This window comes from Aliiglaciecola aliphaticivorans, assembly GCF_054782055.1.
The window spans coordinates 32,537-51,946 of sequence record NZ_BAAGTF010000003.1; the positions used below are offsets into that span (position 1 = coordinate 32,537).

Below are 19,410 nucleotides of genomic sequence, written 5' to 3' on the forward strand. Positions count from 1 at the left end.
TGTTAATTTATTATACAAAGTCAATCAGGGGGTTTCTGCCCAGACTATTGCTGAAGATATTTCACTACATTAAAAATAGACCGATCTTCAGTATCTCGTTTGATGTCAAAACCTAGACTTTCGCAAAAACCCAACATACCGGTATTCTCAGCTAAAACCATGCCTTCCATACGTTCCAATCCTTTTTGTTTGGCACTTTCTATTAGTGCCTTCATCAAACGCACGGCAATGCCTTTACGATGCCAATCGTCGGCCACCACTACCGCAAATTCGCAACTTACTTTATCAATATTGGTAATATATCGAGCAACGCCTATTTCCCGTTCCATCTTGCCACTGCTCACTACAGCCAGTAGCGCCATCTCAAGATCGTAATCGATTTGAGTAAATCTAACTAACATGCTTTGTGGCAATTCTTTAATGCTTTGCATAAAACGGAAATACTTAGCTGTAGGCGATAATGAGCTCACAAATTGACGTTCTAGATTAGCATCCTCAGGTCTAATGGGCCGAATTTCTAATTCCACGCCAGAACTGAGCATTTCTGTTGTCGCCAATTCCATAGGGTAGGGATGAATTGCCATATGATCATAACGCCCAGTCTGCGAGTGCTCAGCAATCAAAATTTTAGCATCTAAAGCAATAGCGTCATATTCATCTACCACCAGCGGATTAATTTGCAGTTCTTTAATCCAAGGAAGCTCACAAGCCATTTCAGATAGACGCAATAGAACATGCTCAATGGCCCCCATATTACATTGAGGAAGTTGTCTAAATGAGCCTAGCATTTTGGCAATACGGGTATTGTTCATCAACTCACGGGCGAGGGTTTTATTAAGTGGTGGGATAGCAACTTCGCGATCACCCATAATTTCTGATGCGATGCCCCCCGCTGCAAACGTAATAATCGGGCCAAAAACGGTGTCATTGGATATGCCAACCAACACCTCTCTGCTGCGTTTTTTAATGTACATAGCTTCTACAGTAACGCCATCTATTTCTGCTTCGGGGAAGTACTCGGACACCGAATCAATAATATCCTGATAAGCATTTTTAACCGCTTCCACATTTGAAATACCTAATCTCACCCCCCCAACGTCAGATTTATGTGAAATGGTTTTACTGTAAACTTTCATCACAACAGGAAAACCGATGGATTTGGCAAGCATGATCGCTTCATCTAAATTGTGTGCCAAACTAGCCCGTGTTGTAGAAATATGGTACGAATCAAGGATTGCCATTGACTCTAAATCTGTCAAAACTGAGCGCCCTTCGTTTAACGCCCCCTCAATGATTGATTTAGCATCTTCCGTATTTACTTTTTCCTCTTCTTGCAATGGCTCTGGGGCTTGCAACAATAGCCGTTGGTTTCGCGTAAAGTTACGTAAATATGAAAACGCCTCAATTGCCGCTTCCGGAGTATTAAATGTAGGCACTTGATTGTCTTCAAGAAATGTTCTTGCCTCCTGCAGCATTTCCCCGCCCATAAAACAGCAAATAATGACTTTTGAAGAAGCTTTAGAGGCGCTTACAATTTCCTTGGCGACTTGCAAAGGTTCAGTCATAGACTGGGGAGATAAAAGGACAACAATACCGTGCATATTTTTATCTTTTAGACAAATGGACAAAGTTTGTTGATACCGTTCTGGAGGAGCGTCTCCAATAATATCGATGGGGTTATCTTTCGACCAATTGGCCGGGAGCAATTCATTTAATTGAGTTTGCGTATCGTCACTTAACGAAATTAAATTCAAATTTAGATCCGTAGCGCGGTCCGCGGCAATGGCTCCTGGTCCACCGCCATTGGTGATAATCGCGAGATTCTCACCGGCAAGGCGCTTGTTGGTTGACAATACAGTCGCCCCCACAAACAGATCAAACACCCGATAGCCTCTTACAGCACCTGCCTGACGTAATACGGCATTAAATACGTCATCTTCCCCCGAGGTAACACCAGTGTGCATTTGCGCTGCCATGGTACCTTTGTTGTGGCGGCCAACTTTTAGGACCAATACCGGCTTCACCCGAGACGCACGTTTCAACTCGCTTATAAACGAGCGGGCATGATTGATACCCTCAATATACAAAAGAATACTTTTGGTTTGTGAATCGTAAGTTAGGTAATCGAGTAATTCACCAAATTGTACGTCTGCAGCACAGCCAATAGACACAACTGCAGAGAAACCTAATTTACGAGACTTAGCCCAGTCCAGAATAGACGTACACAAAGCACCTGATTGAGATACGACGGCTAAACTTCCCTTATGGATGTCGCCACTATGAAACGTTGCATTAAGACCCGTTATTGGACGAGCCACACCTAAACAATTAGGACCGATAAGACGAATTTTATGTTTTTTAGCAGTGTGTTGCACTGCTTGTTCAAGTTTTTTGCCCTCTTCATTAGCTTCCCCAAACCCCGCCGACAAAATAATCACTGCTTTTACACCGTGTTTTCCGCAGGCGTCTATAATGTCATTGGTCACTGACGCTGGTGCTGCAACAATAGCCAGCTCTATGGGCTGATGGATCTCTGAAATGCTCTTAAAACAACGTTGCCCTAACACTTCTGCATGCCGAGGATTAATGAAATAAATTGGCCCTTTAAAGGTACCCGAGGTTAAATTTAGTGATACCGTCTTTCCGATCGTTGATTCACGCTCGCTGGCACCGAACAAAGCAATCGAACTTGGGGAAAAAAACGAATGTAAATAATGTTTCATTTAAAATCTCTTAAATGTTGACGCGATTGTTTTGTTACTATTATCCCATACAACTAATAGGGTTATTTTATGTCTTCAACGGCTTTTATTACACATCCTAAATGTTTACTCCATGAAATGGGAGATGAACACCCTGAAAGTGCTGCTCGCTTGCATGCCATTCAAGACGGTTTAATCCAATTTGGATTAGCAGACTTCATACTGAATATCCCTTCTCAAAAAGTGTCTAAGGATCTGTTAAAAGAAACTCACACACCAAACCATGTTGAACTGATTGAACAATTTTCACCGGTAAAAGGCCAGTACTTTCCCATAGATGATGATACTAAAATGAATCATGCATCTTTTGAGGCCGCTTTATTCTCTGCTGGTGCAGGTATAGTTGCTATTGACGGTTTATTCAACCATCAATTTAAAAATGCATTTTGTGCTGTTCGGCCTCCAGGCCATCATGCTGAAAAAAAACAAGCTATGGGATTCTGCTTTTTTAACAATATTGCAGTCGCTGCTACCTATGCTAAACAACAATATAATCTTACACGTATTGCCATTCTAGACTTTGATGTACATCACGGAAATGGCACTGAAGATATTTTGAAAGATGATCCCAAAATACTATTTTTATCTTCCTATCAATATCCTTTTTACCCGTTCACTATACCTGAAAAGGCCGCCGAAAATTGCCTGCATTACCCGTTACCAGCAGGTACAGACTCCACGGCATTTCGTCAATGTTATACTGAACGAGTACTACCCGAATTGAAAAAGTTTAAACCCGAATTAATTCTGATCTCCGCTGGTTTTGACGGTCACCATAGTGATCCCATGGCAGATTGGGACTTATTAGATTCTGATTATAGTTGGTTAACTCAGCAACTTGTGGATATTGCCGAGAGCTGTTGCGACGGCAAAATAGTCTCATTCTTGGAGGGAGGCTATAGCTTACCGGCACTAAGAACGGGAGCAATAGCACATATTAAAGCTTTGATGAAAATATAGACAATAGACAACTTGATGGATTAATTGGGTAACCACAAAAACGTGACTTTGTAGCTACCCTGAATACGTATGAAACCGGGTAATTAATCTTGTAAGGTTTTTATCAGGGTTTCAACTTCTTCGAATGTAGGCGGATTGCAACCTATCTTTTCAACATTTAAACCCGCAGCGACCGCACCAAACCTCAAACCATCCTTCAACGTACTTTCTTCAGCAGATGGAGAAAGCGCATTATTTTTTAATAATCTAGCAAGCATGGCAGAGAAGAAAGTATCTCCAGCCCCTACCGTGTCACCAAACACCGCAGGTTTATGAACAGCTTGAAATAAATTGTGTTTGTCAGTGATTAAATGAGAACCACCTTCACCCAAAGTTAACACTACCATGCCATTTTCCATTCTATCTAACATAGATTTGGCATGAAATTCAGGTTTACCATAAAGGCCTTTGAGTTCAAGATCTTCATCACTCACTTTGACGATATCGGCAAACTCGACAAACCGCCAAATTGAGGCTACATATTGGTGATGATTAACTTCAACCCCTTTACGCACATTCACATCAATACTGATTTTCACACCGCGAGATTTAAGGGTGGTAATAACAGGGATCAGCACTTCCAACATTTCGGGCACTATGGCAAGGGAACCGGTATGAAAAAGCTCTAGATCCTCTGGCAACATTGACAATAATTTTTCCGAGGTGATATCCAGATCTGCTACGCACTTTCGATATAAACGATAGCTAGGCTTGCCGTCTTCGGCTTTGTAAACCAATGCCAATGACGTATTCTTTTCCGAACGGTTATTGTCGGGAATTTGAATTCCTTCGCTTGTCACTGAACTGAGGATTTTTTCACCCAAATAATCCGTGGAAATAGGTGATAAATAAGAGCAGTTAATGTCTTGCTTCACGAAGCTTCGGGCGACATTGAACGGTGAGCCGCCAATGAAGGGTTGATAACTACCATCTTGCTGCTGAATCATGTCAAACAACGCTTCACCAAATACAGCCACTTTAGGATTAGCCATAATCACTCCAAATTTCTAAAAATGAGCCAAGTCGACTAAAACTAGACGACCTTTGGCAATAGTACAAATAATAACTCTAATACCTTAAGACACGGCTAACGTAGCGTTGTCCACAATGCATTGCATGTGCTTTTTGATATTTGCGTCTGAATAAATCTGTTTAGTCTGTTTTCTATAAATATCTAAGAAATCTTGATTTTTGTTTAAATCACCAAAAATTGAAGTGAGTTGCAGAAATGCGTCAGGATTTAGTGAATATTTAGCAGCAGCGATGTGCAAATCTTCCGACATCACATCTATGATTGTGATCTCTTTATTATGACGGTTAGTTTGCTTATCGCTGTAGTAACACCATGCAGCCAACACTAATGTAGCACACTCAATATTACCTTTATTTTGCAGATTGTCATTAATCGTGGGGATCAAAAAGGTAGCGAGTTTAGAAGCGCTTTCTGAACAAATGCGGGTTAAATGATCTTTGATATTCGGATTAGCAAAACGCTGAAGTAGAGTTTGCTTATAATCATCTAAATCAATGCCATCAACCGGAGGCAAAATTGGCGTGACCTCAGTATCCATAAATAATTGCAAGAACTGACTAAAAGTCGGATCCTTTACGCTTTCGTCTATGGTTTCAAAGCCATGAATGGAACCCAAAATCCCCAATACCGAATGGCCCGCATTTAGTAATCTTATTTTCATGTTTTCGTAGGGTGTGACATCCGGCACAAATTGCGCACCTACCTTTTGCCACTGCGGTCTGCCGACGCTAAATTTATCCTCAACGATCCATTGATGAAAAGGTTCGCAAGTAACAGGCCATTCATCTTGCAAGCTCAACTCTGAGCTTAAATAGTCAATATCTGCTGATGTAGTGACGGGTGTAATACGGTCAACCATTGCATTTGGGAACGGGACTTCCTGTTCAATCCATTTTGCCAGCTCTAGATCAACTTTTTGGCTATAGGCCAACAGCATTTTGCGGGCAACATCACCATTGTGTTGAATATTGTCACAAGATTGCACAGTAAAAGGCGCTAATCCCCTCTCCATACGAAGCTTGAGTGCCGCGGTTAAAAACCCAAATACTAATCGAGGCGTGTGCGGATTAGCGAGATCATGGATGACATCTGGATTATCAAAGTCAAATTCATTTGTCGCAGGGTTAAAGTTATATCCCCCTTCAGTAATCGTCAGTGAAACAATCTTAGTACTGGCATCTGCCATTTTTTGAATGACCGCATTTGGCTCATCACACCCTAACAAGAAATCGGTCATGCAACCTATAACTTGGTTTTCAATGGTCCCATTAGGATGTTTGACAATTAACGTATAAAGATAATCTTGCTGTTCGAGAATCGATTTCATTTTACGATCGGCATCTCTTAATCCGACCCCGCAAATCCCCCAATTTAGATCACCTGTTTGATTCATATATTCGTCAGTATAATAGGCTTCGTGGGAGCGGTGAAAGCCGCCCACACCCACATGTACTATACCTGCTTGAACGTTTTTGCGATCATAATTGGGCACCGAAATAGTACTTGGCAATTGATGAAGGTTTTGTTCATTAAGACGAAGTTTGGATTGAGTATTCATTAACCTTCCCCTATTGCGCTTGCGCAGCTAATTGTTTTTTACGCTGCATATTCCAATATGCAGTGATGAAATAAATGATGGTGCAAATAAACCCTACAGTTTGGAATAAATCTCGATTAGCTTCATAAGCAGGTATTCCTGAGCTGAAAAACATGGTGTTTATTGCAAACAAAGTAGTGATTAGCAAACTGCCAATAGACACAAACTGAAGCACTTTAGAGAATAAGCTAGTATCAATATGCACTTCCGGCTCAAGGTCAGCTTGTTGAGTTTGATACTCTTCTACGCGTTGCTCAAAGGCTTCCATTTTCTGTTGCTCATGAGGATACTCTTCAGACGCGCCATGATATTTTGCCAGCACGATATAGCACAAGGTAGTAAAGAACCAAGTGGGGATGAATAAATAATAGAACGACAGAATATCAAGGGCATTTAAACCAAACCCAAAAGTTAAACCAAGTCCCCAGGACGCCACTGCAGGTACACTGTGAGTAAGGTTTCTGAACGTCACCCAATAACGCGTAAAGCCAATACGTGGAAAGATAAAATGTTCAGCAAACACAATCGCCCCAACTGGCACGACTAATAAACCAGCATAGGTCAATAGCGGCAGCATTTTGTTAAACACAAATGGGAAACAAGCGATAATCACTGCCACAATTCCAACAATTAACGTGGTTTTATTTCTTGATTGATTTTTGAAGATAGCTTGAGCAGCTAAGCCTGAGCGATAGAGGTTTGCATTCGCTGTTGTCCATCCAGCCACAATAACGATAACAAGGCCAGATAAGCCCAGAGCTTGAAACGCCACGTCACCTGGATCTAATTCAATAATTGATTTTTTAACAATTACCGCAGTACCTGCTCCCATAATACCAGCAGAGATCCAAGCAATATAATGGCCAAACAACATACCTGCAGAAGTACATAAACCATAAGCGCGTTTTTTCGCATAACGCAATAGTGCCATATCAATTAGGCCTACATGGGTTATGGTATTAGCCGCCCATGAGAAACCAATAACTTCAAGTAAACCAATTCCGGGTTCGCCATTTGCATTTAAACCTGTCCATACCGACAAACTGCCAATTTCCATAAAATCGGCCCAGCCGCTTAAACTTGTATCACCCAACACGTGTTGAGACAGGGCAGGTAGCAGAACTAAAGGACCACACACAAACATAACAAACAACCAAGGTGCGCAAATTCGTGAGAAATTTGAGACTGCTGTAAAGCCGTACATGGCAACTAAAACCACAATTGTTCCTACCGCCAAGACAACACAGACAAACCACAAATTAGTGGGGTACCAATCTAGTTGCGCAGGAATATTCAAAGCAAATCGCACCGCAGTGGCAGAAACAGTAATCATAGCCGCGGAGATAACCGTAAAAATAACCACATTGACCCAGTTATAGAGGGTAGTCATTGAATTACCAGCTATTTTTTGCAAGTAGGTGTATAAGCTCAAACGCGTTTCAATGGCAATGGGAGTGGTTATTAAGGTCCAACTTAACACGGCAAGAATGTTACCTATTAATAAACCAAGTAGAATATCTGACATGGTAGCGCCAAGGGCAACAAAGGTAGCCCCAATAACAAATTCCGTCGCTGCAACATGCTCACCTGCATATAAACCTAAAAAATGCGTCCATCCCTTTAACTTATGTTTAGGAATAGGTAATTGTTCTTCATCAACAGTATCTAAACTAATTTCATATTTATCAGGTGTCATAATTATTACCTGTTATTAAGTTGTAATTGTGGGCGAGTTGGGCCCTAAAAAATTCATGAATCAATATAATAATTAAAATATCGCATTGTTATTTTGATTCGATTCGACTTAGTTATCATTTCGCGTTCTCAATTGAAAACACCAAATATGCGCATATGCTCACTATGTGGGCATATTCCCACAAACTATCTACAAAGGTCAATATATTGTTAATTAAATAAGCTAAAAAAGTGGAGTGTTTATTATTTTGTTAAAGTTAAAAATCCACCCGACAGGTTTAAAACACACCAAAAATTTAAAATATAGTCGATAATATTCAATAGGTTAAACATTTTAAAAATAGAATAAACCTGTATACCAACTGCTCTTAACTAACCGCTTGAATGTTAATTAACTTTGATGAATTGAATGTTAAAAATTTAATTCGTAACAAAAATATAGAAAGTTGTATATGCCATCTGGCTACGAAATATTGCGTTTCATAACTTTTAATCCACGTTTTTAGTAACTTCCACATTCATTTCGCGATTTGTGCACCGTTTCTGCACATTGGTTTTTTATACTCAGGGAACAAGAATTATGGCGATTCATGATTACCCACAATCGTAAACTTTTAGGAATCTGACTGATGGTAAAGCTAAAATGGTTAAAAACTTGTTCGGTAAATTTACTGATCGTATCAGCACTAGCATGCTGGTTATCGGCATGCAATGGCGAGAGCAGCGACACAACTGAGCAAAATTCAGAGGAAACGTCTTCCGACCAAGATACTGCGGGTAATGACAACGGAACGGCATATTCAAGCGACTCAACCGATGGTGTGCTCTGTACTTATTTTTATAATGAATACAACGACTCAGAATCAGTCTCCGCCACCAGTTATGCTGACTGGAGTTGCGATGGCACAAATCGAAGCCTTACCGCCAATGGTATTCCCGACCACGTTGTAGGTACTTTCCCGAACCCTGACAATCCCAATACGATTTCCGAACAATCAGTGTCTGTGAGCTACACGTTAGCACCTACAGAGACCACCCAAGCGACGCAACTTGGTGGCTCCAGAGGAGCGGTTGGATATGTACTCAATGGAATCAAAATTGACGCAGGAACTGGCGGAAGTTGTGACGATTCTGGAGAATCATGCAGCCTAGGTAACAACAGTGGCAATTGGAATATAGAAGCATTGAGCCAAACTGTGTTTGATTTTGGTACCGATGACAATAACGCGCATGTGCAACCTGATGGTGCATACCACTATCACGGAATGCCTGAAGGTTTTATTGATCTTCAAAACGGAAATAGCAATTCTATGACCCTAATTGGTTGGGCGGCAGATGGCTTCCCAATTTATGCTCGCTATGGCTTTAGTGATGCTACTGACGCCGAATCAGAACTAGCAATTATGACAGGAAGCTACCAATTGGTGGATTCTGTCAGTGACAGTCGCCCCTCTACTGACACCTATCCTCTTGGTACTTTCTTACAAGATTGGGAATATGTTGAAGGTTCAGGTGACTTAGATGAATGTAATGGTCGTATTGGTGTTACCCCGGAATTTCCGGAAGGTATTTATCACTATTTCGCCACTGATACCTATCCGTTTTTTCAACGCTGTATAAAAGGAGCTCTATAACATGTTAGATATGGAAGCCATTACAACTGAAAGCAATAGCAAATCACCCGCAGTCTTATTTTTAGGCTTTATGTTACTTTGCTTCTGTATATTACAACCAGTGCATGCCCACTTAATGGTTGCTCAACACGGTACTTTAAATATTATAGACGACGAAATTTATATGGTGCTATCACTGCCCATTTCTGGTTTTGAACGTATCGACAACGACGAAGATGGTAAAGTAACAATGATTGAATTTAATCATCAACGAGAAGCTATTACACGACAAATCAATCAGGGAGTGATGCTATCTGATAGCCAACAAAGTTTTAGTTTAGAGTCACTTCTACTTTCACCAGTAGCTGATCATCATGATAAAACCCAATCGTTGACGCAACTGATCATCATGGGAAAGTACACAATTAAAAACGCCACTGACAAGTTAATTTTTCATGTTGATATATATGGCAAAGACAGCGGTGAAAAAAACATAGAAGTAACCGCAAAGCGTGATGCAAAACGTCAAAAACATACGTTTGAATTAACGCCAAAAGCTTCTTCTGCAATTTTGTTTAACTCGTTTTAGATTGCGGTCTTTATTCCCTAATAGTTTAGTATCAATGATCAGCAGGGAGTCTCACTCCCCGCACACAATTAGACTGTACTATTAAGCTAATTTTTTACAAAGCGCTTGAGTAACACCGGCAACAACGTTGAGTCGGTTAACAACGCCATTAACATTGCTAGCCCAGTCAGCAGACCAAACAATATACTCGGCACAAAATCAGAAAAACTCAGCAATGCAAAACCCAAGGTAATGATAGTTGTGGTAAACAACAATGCATAACCAACGCTATTGAAGGTAGCTATGATGGCGTGCTCTGATGCTGTGTTTTCTTTAGCTTCACGGTTTTTGCCCGCTTCAAGATAACGATGAATAAAGTGAATAGTATCATCTACCGCAATCCCCATCGCTATGGCCGATATGGTTATAGTCATTAAATCCAATGGGATACCGAGTAGTCCCATGACACCTAAAATACTCAGGGTCGTTAATATGTTAGGAATAACAGCGATTAAGGCAATTTTTATGGAGCGAAATATTGCCAAAAGCACTAAGAACAAGGCAATAAACACGAATCCTAAGGTCAGTATTTGCGACTTGAACAAGCGCTGCAATATATCTTGGTAAAGAACAAAAAGGTTGGTAACTAAGTAGTCTTGTTCATCAATACCAATTGTTTGCATATCGGCTTTGAGATCCTGCAAAAACTCAGCTCGGTTAAACTCTTTTGTGCTGTCTTTTATTCGTGTACTGATTCTTAATTGGTTTGTTTCTGGATCAAAATAAGCACCTAACAATTTATCTTTAAGGGATTCATCCAGCAAAGTATAGATTGCCGTTAATTCGTATTCGGTAAGGGGTTTGTTATCATTTATTGCCATCGCTAATTCAGTGAAATTAAATACCGAGGTTACATTTCCCATGGCATCAAAACTGGTTAACACTGCTTGTATTTTTTGTAGGCTTTGAATTGATTCAGCCGTTAAAGCTAACTGTTGATCCTGCTGTTCAGGTGGAATGGTATAAACCACATCCATTGGTGTAGAGCCGCCAAACTCTTGATCAATAAAGGTCAACTCCTGACGAACTTGCGTTGATTCTTTAAAATAGTTTAAAAAACTGTTTTCCACATCCAATCGCGTGATGCCAACCACAGATATAGCCACCAGCAGTAAACTGAATAACGCAATGGGTTTCGCATAATTCAGACTTAGGCCGGTGAAGCCCTTAATGATAAATTGAGTAACTCTATTTTCACCGCTTTCATCTTTATGGGATAACACAGACAGAAATGCAGGAAAGAGTAACAAGCTAACTAAAATTGAAATACCCATGGCCACTATCATCATCCAACCAAAGCTCACCACCGGTTGAATCCCGCTAAACAGTAAAGAGCCGAAGCCAACAGAAGTAGTGAGTCCAGCATAAAGACAAGGCTTAAACTTGTTTTTTAGGGTTTTTTCGAGTAACTGAGATTGGCTGTCTTGATTATACTTTTGAGCTAGCTGTCGATATTCAACAATTAAATGAATCATCACTGCTAGAGTGAGAATAAGCTGCAAAGCAATAAAATTAGAGGATATCACCGTGGTTCGCAGATCCAATAAACCAAAAATGCCCACCGTCATTAACACGCTTAAGCCACAGGAAATCACCGGTAATACCACCCAGCGGATCCGACGAAATAAAACAAATAACATCACCACAATGGCGATACCAATGGCACTGCCAAACAACAGGAGATCACGTTGAATAATATCAATCATCTGCTGACCCAAGACATAGGCTCCGCCTAAATAGAAATTGGCATCTTGCTGATAATCATGAGTCATCTCATAAATCTTATCTATTTCTTGTTTACGCTGAACTTTCAGTTCTTGCTCAATAGGATCAGCCTGGGCTTTAAGCTCATATACATCTTCCTGCTCTTTTTCGGTTAACTCCCTTTCCAGCGCTTTTTTTTGGATATTAATAATCTGATTCTGAATCTCAACTAATTGCGGATTCTTTTCGAATACAATTTGAATTGCTGTCGCTGTTTGCTCTTTATTTACCAACAAGTCAGTGAATAAAGGATGGTCTTTAAAGACCTGCTGCATTTGCTGGGGTGAATATTTCACAGATTGCCAACTGTATTGATTTGGATCCAAATCGGCATTCAACGAACTGGCATTGCTGAGCAGCGGAACATTGAGAATATTCGTCACAGATTTGACTCTAGGCAGCTTTGTGAAAGCTTCACTGAGTTGCTCAATTTGCTGAAAGGTTTTAGCTGAAAACAGGTCATGATTTTTTGGTTTGTAAGCCACCAAGATAAATTCATCAGGTGAAAATTGTTGGCTCATGATCTGTGACTGAATATAAAGCTGGTTATCTTTGACCAATAAAGTCTCTGCAGAAGCATCAATGCGGAAGCGTTGGGCAAAATAAGCAGACACTACTCCTAATATAATAAAGGTGAGCAAAATCCATTTACTTTGGCGGATCAACAGTTGTGCTAAGTTACTTTTCACTGCTATTCGTCTCCTGCTGATGATCTACGTTTTTGCCTTGATGACGATTTTTTTCACTGTTTGCCGGCGATGGAGAAAGTTGTTGAACCGCACCATCAAATTGCGCGTCCCTTTCTACACTTTGCAGGTACATGTTTCTAAAAAATGTGTAGGGATCATCGGATTCCAAGCGCAACTCTTCATAGGATGGCGCAGTAGGAACAAAGTCATTGAATCCATCGAGTCCTTGTAAATAGGTAGATTCTGGCGAGTCAGAAATAATATGAACAGGGCTAAGGAGGCTTTCACCTATGGTAGAAAAAGCATTTCTGAAATCCGACTGTCCAAGTATTGGTAACACGAGGTAGTTGCCATAACCAACATCATAGGAAGCTAAAGTATCACCAATGGTGGCAGTTTCGTCAGGCATATCAAACCAAGCATCTGCGGGGTCAAATAAACCCAACAGCCCCACCGTCGAGTTAATCAAGAACCGTCCCAGATTAGTACCTGATTTTTTCCCTTCGCCTTGGGCTAAATTGTTTAATAAATTAAGTGGCTCTCGTAAATTACTGAAAAAATTACCGATACCAGTTTGCACAGGATCTGGCACTACCGCATCGTAGCCTTTACTGACAGGAATGAGGAAATATCGATACACGACATCATTAAAAGCAAATATAGGCCGATTGATGGACTCTAAAGGATCCTCAAAAGTTACAGGATCATAGGTCACCACGGTAGGCGTCAATACCTGCTCGCCTTGGGAAGTGTTAATAACAACTTCTTGGTTATTAGACGGTGTCGTAGCGACTTGTTCAGCGTTGTTGGAACTACATCCACTGACAATCAGGAAACTGATCAAACAGCAGTGTTTAATAAATGTGTCTAATGGATTTAGCTTATTTGAATCCAACATAATGTGCTCTCATATAAATAGAAGGTATGTAAATCAGTTATGCGTCAGTCAATTTTAGCGAAGCAAACTATCTTGCAAGAGCAATTTACTTGCCAAACAATGTGATACCTCAGGTTTGCTAACGAAAACTTGCTGTTTAATGATGTACGCTGGTAGTACAACTAGAGGATCATATGGCAGCTAACGGCCTAGATCAGGTGTTTGGACTGTATTGAAGAGATGATTCATGGATAACCCGAAAATCAATAAATCGTCGCTGTCTTGGTCGATTAGGAAAAGTAAGGATTAAAAATAACGAGCAATCACCAAAATACAATGTGTAAAACTTACCCAAGATTAGAAATTACTACAGATTCTTTTTTACTATTTAATTATTTTCAAAGGGTTATTATTCATTTAAATAACAGTATTTTTCATTTTAGTGATAGCAGACTCAATAACTTGTTAGCGTAAAATTCTTCACTAAGTATTGCATTTATCGCTAGTCCCTTTAATCTAGCTGCAACGCTTCCCACAACAAGCATTATCATTGTTGATTAATTTATTTAATAAACATTTAAGTGTAAGAATACGATATATACTGGCTCTTTTGCTGGTGGGCGCTACCGTGTCAACTTCCGCGTTGATGCTCCGGTATATATTTAAAACACAAATGAATGATGCCTATGTGGTCAATATTGCGGGTCAACAACGCATGCTATCCCAACGTATCGCGCTTTTTGTTACTCGCCTATCTACCTGCCCAACCAATCAGACAGAATTAAATAAGACGCTGCAATCCACCATTGAAAAATTCGAGCGCAATCAAACGTATTTAACTCAACTGCCAAAGCTTCCTTCTAAAATACGGGCAATATATTTTGGAGAAACAGGATTAAATGCAAAGACCCAAAAATATGTAACAGCAGCACGGCAATTTAATAATCAAAATGAGAACTGCGGATTGGTTCCTGCAGACTTTAATGCAAATCAAACAGACGAGCTGCTTTTTTACTTAGACAAAGTCGTACAAGAGTTTGAATTAGATGCCAGAGAACGAGTCGAGCGAGTTGAGAACATAGAATTAGGATTGTGGTTATTTACGCTCATACTACTAGTGCTTGAAGCGCTGCTAATTTTCCACCCCATGGAAACAAAAATAAAAACCTCCATGGCCTCTCTTCGTGAAGCCTTGCGTCAATCTGAAAAATCAGAACAGCAAGCAAACGAGGCGAACAAAGCAAAATCTGAATTCCTTGCCAGCATGAGCCATGAACTGCGCACCCCGATGAATGGGCTGTTTGGCATGATAGAGCTGGCGATAGATAACCCGAACAAAAGCAACGATTATCTAAAAAAAGCCAAAAGTGCCGGAAAACAATTATTAGTACTGATTAATGATGTACTCGACCTGTCTAAAATTGAAGCGGGCAAGTTGCGTATTGAGAGAACGTCTTTCGATTTAATCCAACTATTCGATGATGTATCTTCTGTGCAATCGGCAAACTGTCGAATAAAAAACTTAACGTTCGATTTTCGAAAGACCACAAGTCTGCCTACTCGCATCATAAGTGACCCCACTCGCCTGTCACAAATCATGCACAATCTATTAAATAATGCCATCAAGTTTACTGAAGCCGGAACAGTCAAACTCACTGCTGGGGTGAAAATTGAAAACAAAAAATACTGGTTGTCGATTAACGTCAAGGACACCGGAATTGGCATTGAACAGCAAAAACTAGCGTCTATTTTTAATAAGTTTGAGCAAGCAGAACAATCAACAACAAGACTATTTGGTGGTTCTGGGCTGGGCTTAGCTATAAGCAAACAATTGACTGATTTAATGAAAGGTAAACTTCAGGTAAGTAGTGAAATAGACAAAGGTAGTTGCTTTACATTATCCATCCCCATTGAAATAGATCATGAAAAAATTGAAAACATCGATCCGGAAGTTCATTTAAAATGTGCAGTAGTGGATGACTTAATCACCAGTCGAGAATATATTCAACATATTGCTGAGCAACAAGGCTTGGTGACATCGTCTTTCGATTCAGCTAGGGAATTTTTAAAGGTCGACGATACTGAATTCGATGTTTTAATCGTCGATTTATCTATGCCAGATTTGACGGGTGTAGATTTAATTGAAGAACTCGTTAACCGAAACACAGACAAACTGCCCTATATTATTTTAGTATCGGCGATGATTGAACATCTAGAATGTTCTGATGATGTGAGAAGAGTAATATGGCGTACCCATGGGAAACCTATCCTCAGACAAGAACTCGAAGTTGATTTGCGACAATTACAAAAAATTCATTTGCGCCAAGGTTCAAATATCGTACAACCTCAAAACAAGTTTAAAATCTTAGTCGCAGAAGACAATGAAATAAATGCAGAGGTAGTGAAAACGATGCTAGAAACCGCAGGCTACGATGTTTCGATAGTCGGCGACGGTGAAAAAGCCATTAACGCATGCATTTTTGAAGAATTTGACCTGATATTGATGGACTTGCAAATGCCCGTAATGGATGGCTTAACCGCAACGGGCAAGTTAAAAGCGGAGTTAAACTTTACTAAACCCATTATTGCTCTCACCGCTAACGCTTACGTAGAGGACAGAGAAAAGTGTAAAAATGCGGGGATGACTGACTTTCTCTCTAAACCCATTGATAAAGTGTCACTAATTACCATGATCCAAAAGTACTTAAAAGATTGAGGGAATTCACGTTAAGTATTGCTGGGTTATTTTTCGTAACGTTGGTTGAGTTACATCTAATAGTCTGGCTTTTAGTTGCTGAGTTATTTGTTGCCGCACCACATTTGAATGCAATATAGACTCTAATCTAGGCCATATTGTAGAGGCTGTATCCCGTTCAAGAAAACGCTCAAGCAAGGCCGAGCAATCAGCCGTTAAATTTTCTAACTGGGGATGATCTATATTGATGTTTTTCAATTTTGATGAGCGTCTTCTCAAGGTTGATTCTGACTGCTCAACTTTAAGCGCCACTTGATAAAGGGTACCCCACTTTTGTAAACACAACTCAATCCATTGCTTTTCTAACCATAGACTAACGGCAAACGGCACAGACTGCTGAATAACCACAGTAACGGCTTTATCAAATAAGTTCGACATAGCCTGCAATAATTCTTCATCATTGGGTTGAACTGTTTCGTTAGATTGAGCAGGATGCTCAGAAGATGAGCCTATTGACGGGGCTAGATAGGTAGACTGATCTTGTATATTCAAGTGCTCAGGTTCTAGAGAACCACCAGGACAGGTTATCGCTGCGCGCATAATACAGTTTCTGAGTTCTCTGATATTACCAGGCCAATTGTAGCCTCGTATTTTATCCACGGCCGCCAATGAGATATCGCTAATTTGCTTGTTGTATTGTTGACTAAATTTTTTCAAGAAATGCCGGGCTAAAAGCAAAGCATCATCTCCACGCTGGTTCAATGGCGGTAAATTTAACGTAAAAACATTGATTCGATAGTACAGGTCTGCGCGGAAGCGGCCTGCTTCCACTTCATCCGACAAATTGCGATTGGTTGCTAATACCAACCTTACATCAACCTTTCGAACCCTTTGATCGCCTACGGCCACAAAGGTTTTTTCCTGGACGAAACGTAATAGCTTTGATTGTATGTCGAGGGGCAACTCACCGACTTCGTCTAGAAATAAAGTACCACCATCGGCTTGGGCAATTTTGCCAGGTTGATCACTGGTCGCGCCTGTAAACGCACCTTTTCTATGACCAAAGAGTTCACTTTCAATCAGATGGCTAACAATTGTACTGCAATCTACCGTAATAAAGGGTTTGTCGGGTTGCATACCGTGAGTATGAACTTGCTTGGCAACCACTTCTTTACCTGTTCCCGAGTCACCAATCAACAAAACCGAAGCATCGGTTGGCGCAACTAGTTGAACTTGCTGCATCAACGTTCGCATCGCTGCCGATTCAAATAGAAACGCGTGCTCGCTTGTTTCTCCCACCGCTTGATGTTCTATTGGTTTTTGTGTTTGCTCCAACAATAAAATTCGCTCTATTGCTGCACCAAGATTCGCAGATACCTGTTGCAGCAACTCGGTGTATTTTTCCGCGACAGCTTGCTGTTGCAAAGGCCATCGCAATACCACTGCTCCCTGACAATTTCCCCGCGTAACAAGAGGAACGACACTTTGAGCTTGGGTGGTATTCAGTTTATGTAACTTTTTATAGGAAGCTGTTTCTGCAGAATCAACTAAACGCTCAATGGAAATATTAGACGTTACCCATTGATGGACTTCATTGACATCGCCGGTCATTTCACTAGCCTTACAAGACAAGTTGAGCAATGCCCCACCTTTATTTACATAGAGTCCAGCAAAAACAGTCAGCATCCCGGCACTTAGCAGATGACACACCTGATCTGAAAAGCTTTGCAAGTCATGGGTGTTGCCGACAATACGAATAACATCCCACTGTAAAGTCATGAGCTTAAAGTCTTCGTCTGAGGCATCTGAAAATTTACCACTCATGCGGTCCATATTCGCCAGTATGTTGGCATCGAATTTTGGCTGCCAGCAAACCAAGGTTCCGCCGCCAATACTCCTTGCTGCTTGCAGCGCCGCGTTGGCTCGACGAAAAAGTTCAAGTGGAGACTGTTCATTGAGTTGCTCTTCTGACTCAATGGTGGCTAACCCAAAACTAAAATCCAAATTCACCTTTTTATCTGAAAAGCGTTTTTGCCTGAGCATTTCACGCATCCGCGATGCTAAAACTTGCCCTTGCTGTTCATTTGTATCAGGCAAATGTGCAGCGAAAACGGCCCCACTAAATCGACTAGCAAAATCGGCTGTTCGTAATAAACCAGACATACATTGAATAATTTCAGCTAAGGCTTGATCCCCCATTTCGCGACCGTACTGCTGATTAAACCCAGCGAAATCGTCGGGGTTTATAAGTAAAAGGGTAACAGGTGCATTTTTTGCTACACTTTGTTCTAACCATTCCTGAGTCTGCCAACTGGCGACTTGACGAAAAATCAATAAGGTTTCATCGTGGTGTAACGGGCCGACAAAACCGTCTAGCATCACTACCGCATTTTTCAATTTTACCGGAAAAGGCGGTAATCTAGTCATCGAATGGGTACGACTCATATCGGTTAAAATCTGTAACATTCTGCGTTTGGCAATAGACGAAGGTATATTCAAACAAGAAAACAGCTCTTGACCCATTGCTATTGGTCCAGTATCAGCCATCTCCTCTAAAAGAGGGGCATTGATTTCCACTATACGACCATCAGAATTTAAGGTCATCGACATTTCACCAAGACACTCAGTTAACATCGATAGTTTGCGCTCACTACGCGCAAAACCTTTGTCTGCTAAAGACTTTTGTTGCAATAGCGACAACACGGGCAGCACAGTTTGTGGTTGTTCCCTATCTAAGTACCATTGGCCTTTAACCAACGGTTCTGTGGGAAATTGAATAGGTTGTTGAAATAACCAAAAGACGTGTTGGCTATGCAAATTGCAACGCTCTGTCAGAGACTCTGCGTGGGCGTGATCCTGACAAAGTATTAACATCGAAGGGTATAAATTATCTCTGTGCAAACTGGAAACAACGAGATCATAATGAGAGGCAAAAGTCTGCTGAATCGAGGCTATGCTATGCTGGTACTCTGTGTCTTGAGCCAAATCACCATCTACAAAAAGTGTGATGATGTTGTTATTTTGTTGAACATTCGCATGATGACGAGAGAGTTTCATT

At 40.7% G+C, this 19,410-nt stretch carries 11 protein-coding genes; 4 read left to right on the forward strand and 7 right to left on the reverse strand.

Annotated features, from left to right (window positions below):
* Positions 1-44 precede the first annotated feature (44 nt).
* A complete protein-coding gene (locus tag ACYVIL_RS01245; RefSeq protein WP_460311281.1) occupies positions 45-2,723 on the reverse strand; it encodes a bifunctional acetate--CoA ligase family protein/GNAT family N-acetyltransferase in 2,679 nt (892 codons plus the stop codon).
* 69 nt (positions 2,724-2,792) lie between these two features.
* On the opposite strand from ACYVIL_RS01245, the gene ACYVIL_RS01250 reads away from it, so the two are divergent.
* Complete coding sequence (locus ACYVIL_RS01250) at positions 2,793-3,722, forward strand: histone deacetylase family protein (RefSeq protein ID WP_303474531.1); 930 nt, start codon at positions 2,793-2,795, stop codon at positions 3,720-3,722.
* 83 nt (positions 3,723-3,805) lie between these two features.
* Here ACYVIL_RS01250 and ACYVIL_RS01255 read toward each other — a convergent pair whose 3' ends face one another.
* The 3 genes from ACYVIL_RS01255 to ACYVIL_RS01265 all read right to left on the reverse strand — a co-directional run bounded on the left by ACYVIL_RS01255 (position 3,806) and on the right by ACYVIL_RS01265 (position 8,087).
* Positions 3,806-4,753, reverse strand: coding sequence for a carbohydrate kinase family protein (locus ACYVIL_RS01255; protein WP_303474532.1), 948 nt, complete (start codon positions 4,751-4,753; stop codon positions 3,806-3,808).
* 84 nt (positions 4,754-4,837) lie between these two features.
* Positions 4,838-6,352 carry a mannitol dehydrogenase family protein gene (locus tag ACYVIL_RS01260; protein ID WP_460311282.1) on the reverse strand — a complete coding sequence of 505 codons (1,515 nt, stop codon included), beginning with the start codon at positions 6,350-6,352 and terminating at the stop codon, positions 4,838-4,840.
* Positions 6,353-6,362: 10 nt separating this feature from the next.
* Positions 6,363-8,087: a purine-cytosine permease family protein gene (locus ACYVIL_RS01265; RefSeq protein ID WP_460311283.1), complete on the reverse strand. Its 1,725-nt coding sequence runs from the start codon at positions 8,085-8,087 to the stop codon at positions 6,363-6,365.
* Positions 8,088-8,715: 628 nt separating this feature from the next.
* On the opposite strand from ACYVIL_RS01265, the gene ACYVIL_RS01270 reads away from it, so the two are divergent.
* Together ACYVIL_RS01270 and ACYVIL_RS01275 are read left to right on the forward strand one after the other, a co-directional pair.
* Complete coding sequence (locus tag ACYVIL_RS01270) at positions 8,716-9,720, forward strand: YHYH protein (protein ID WP_460311284.1); 1,005 nt, start codon at positions 8,716-8,718, stop codon at positions 9,718-9,720.
* A 1-nt stretch (position 9,721) separates the two neighbouring features.
* Positions 9,722-10,288 (forward strand): hypothetical protein, encoded by a 567-nt coding sequence (locus ACYVIL_RS01275; protein WP_460311285.1) that lies wholly within the window; start codon positions 9,722-9,724, stop codon positions 10,286-10,288.
* A gap of 86 nt (positions 10,289-10,374) precedes the next feature.
* On the opposite strand, the gene ACYVIL_RS01280 is transcribed toward ACYVIL_RS01275, so the two are convergent.
* A complete protein-coding gene (locus ACYVIL_RS01280) occupies positions 10,375-12,780 on the reverse strand; it encodes an efflux RND transporter permease subunit (protein ID WP_460311286.1) in 2,406 nt (801 codons plus the stop codon).
* Positions 12,770-13,678: an MlaA family lipoprotein gene (locus tag ACYVIL_RS01285; protein ID WP_303474538.1), complete on the reverse strand. Its 909-nt coding sequence runs from the start codon at positions 13,676-13,678 to the stop codon at positions 12,770-12,772. Before ACYVIL_RS01285 ends, ACYVIL_RS01280 begins: the two co-directional genes overlap by 11 nt.
* Positions 13,679-14,303: 625 nt before the next feature.
* Between ACYVIL_RS01285 and ACYVIL_RS01290 the strand changes: the two genes are divergently transcribed.
* Positions 14,304-16,373 carry a response regulator gene (locus tag ACYVIL_RS01290; protein ID WP_460311449.1) on the forward strand — a complete coding sequence of 690 codons (2,070 nt, stop codon included), beginning with the start codon at positions 14,304-14,306 and terminating at the stop codon, positions 16,371-16,373.
* A 6-nt stretch (positions 16,374-16,379) separates the two neighbouring features.
* Here the strand turns inward: ACYVIL_RS01290 and ACYVIL_RS01295 are convergent, their stop codons facing one another.
* A complete protein-coding gene (locus tag ACYVIL_RS01295) occupies positions 16,380-19,409 on the reverse strand; it encodes a sigma 54-interacting transcriptional regulator (protein WP_460311287.1) in 3,030 nt (1,009 codons plus the stop codon).
* Position 19,410 lies beyond the last annotated feature (1 nt).

What these genes read in the sequence shown, in the direction of transcription:
- ACYVIL_RS01245 (WP_460311281.1), bottom strand. Translation starts at nt 2,723, where the DNA reads ATGAAACATTATTTACATTCGTTTTTTTCCCCAAGTTCGATTGCTTTG.
- ACYVIL_RS01250 (WP_303474531.1), top strand. Translation starts at nt 2,793, where the DNA reads ATGTCTTCAACGGCTTTTATTACACATCCTAAATGTTTACTCCATGAA.
- ACYVIL_RS01255 (WP_303474532.1), bottom strand. Translation starts at nt 4,753, where the DNA reads ATGGCTAATCCTAAAGTGGCTGTATTTGGTGAAGCGTTGTTTGACATG.
- ACYVIL_RS01260 (WP_460311282.1), bottom strand. Translation starts at nt 6,352, where the DNA reads ATGAATACTCAATCCAAACTTCGTCTTAATGAACAAAACCTTCATCAA.
- ACYVIL_RS01265 (WP_460311283.1), bottom strand. Translation starts at nt 8,087, where the DNA reads ATGACACCTGATAAATATGAAATTAGTTTAGATACTGTTGATGAAGAA.
- ACYVIL_RS01270 (WP_460311284.1), top strand. Translation starts at nt 8,716, where the DNA reads ATGGTAAAGCTAAAATGGTTAAAAACTTGTTCGGTAAATTTACTGATC.
- ACYVIL_RS01275 (WP_460311285.1), top strand. Translation starts at nt 9,722, where the DNA reads ATGTTAGATATGGAAGCCATTACAACTGAAAGCAATAGCAAATCACCC.
- ACYVIL_RS01285 (WP_303474538.1), bottom strand. Translation starts at nt 13,678, where the DNA reads ATGTTGGATTCAAATAAGCTAAATCCATTAGACACATTTATTAAACAC.
- ACYVIL_RS01290 (WP_460311449.1), top strand. Translation starts at nt 14,304, where the DNA reads ATGCTCCGGTATATATTTAAAACACAAATGAATGATGCCTATGTGGTC.
- ACYVIL_RS01295 (WP_460311287.1), bottom strand. Translation starts at nt 19,409, where the DNA reads ATGAAACTCTCTCGTCATCATGCGAATGTTCAACAAAATAACAACATC.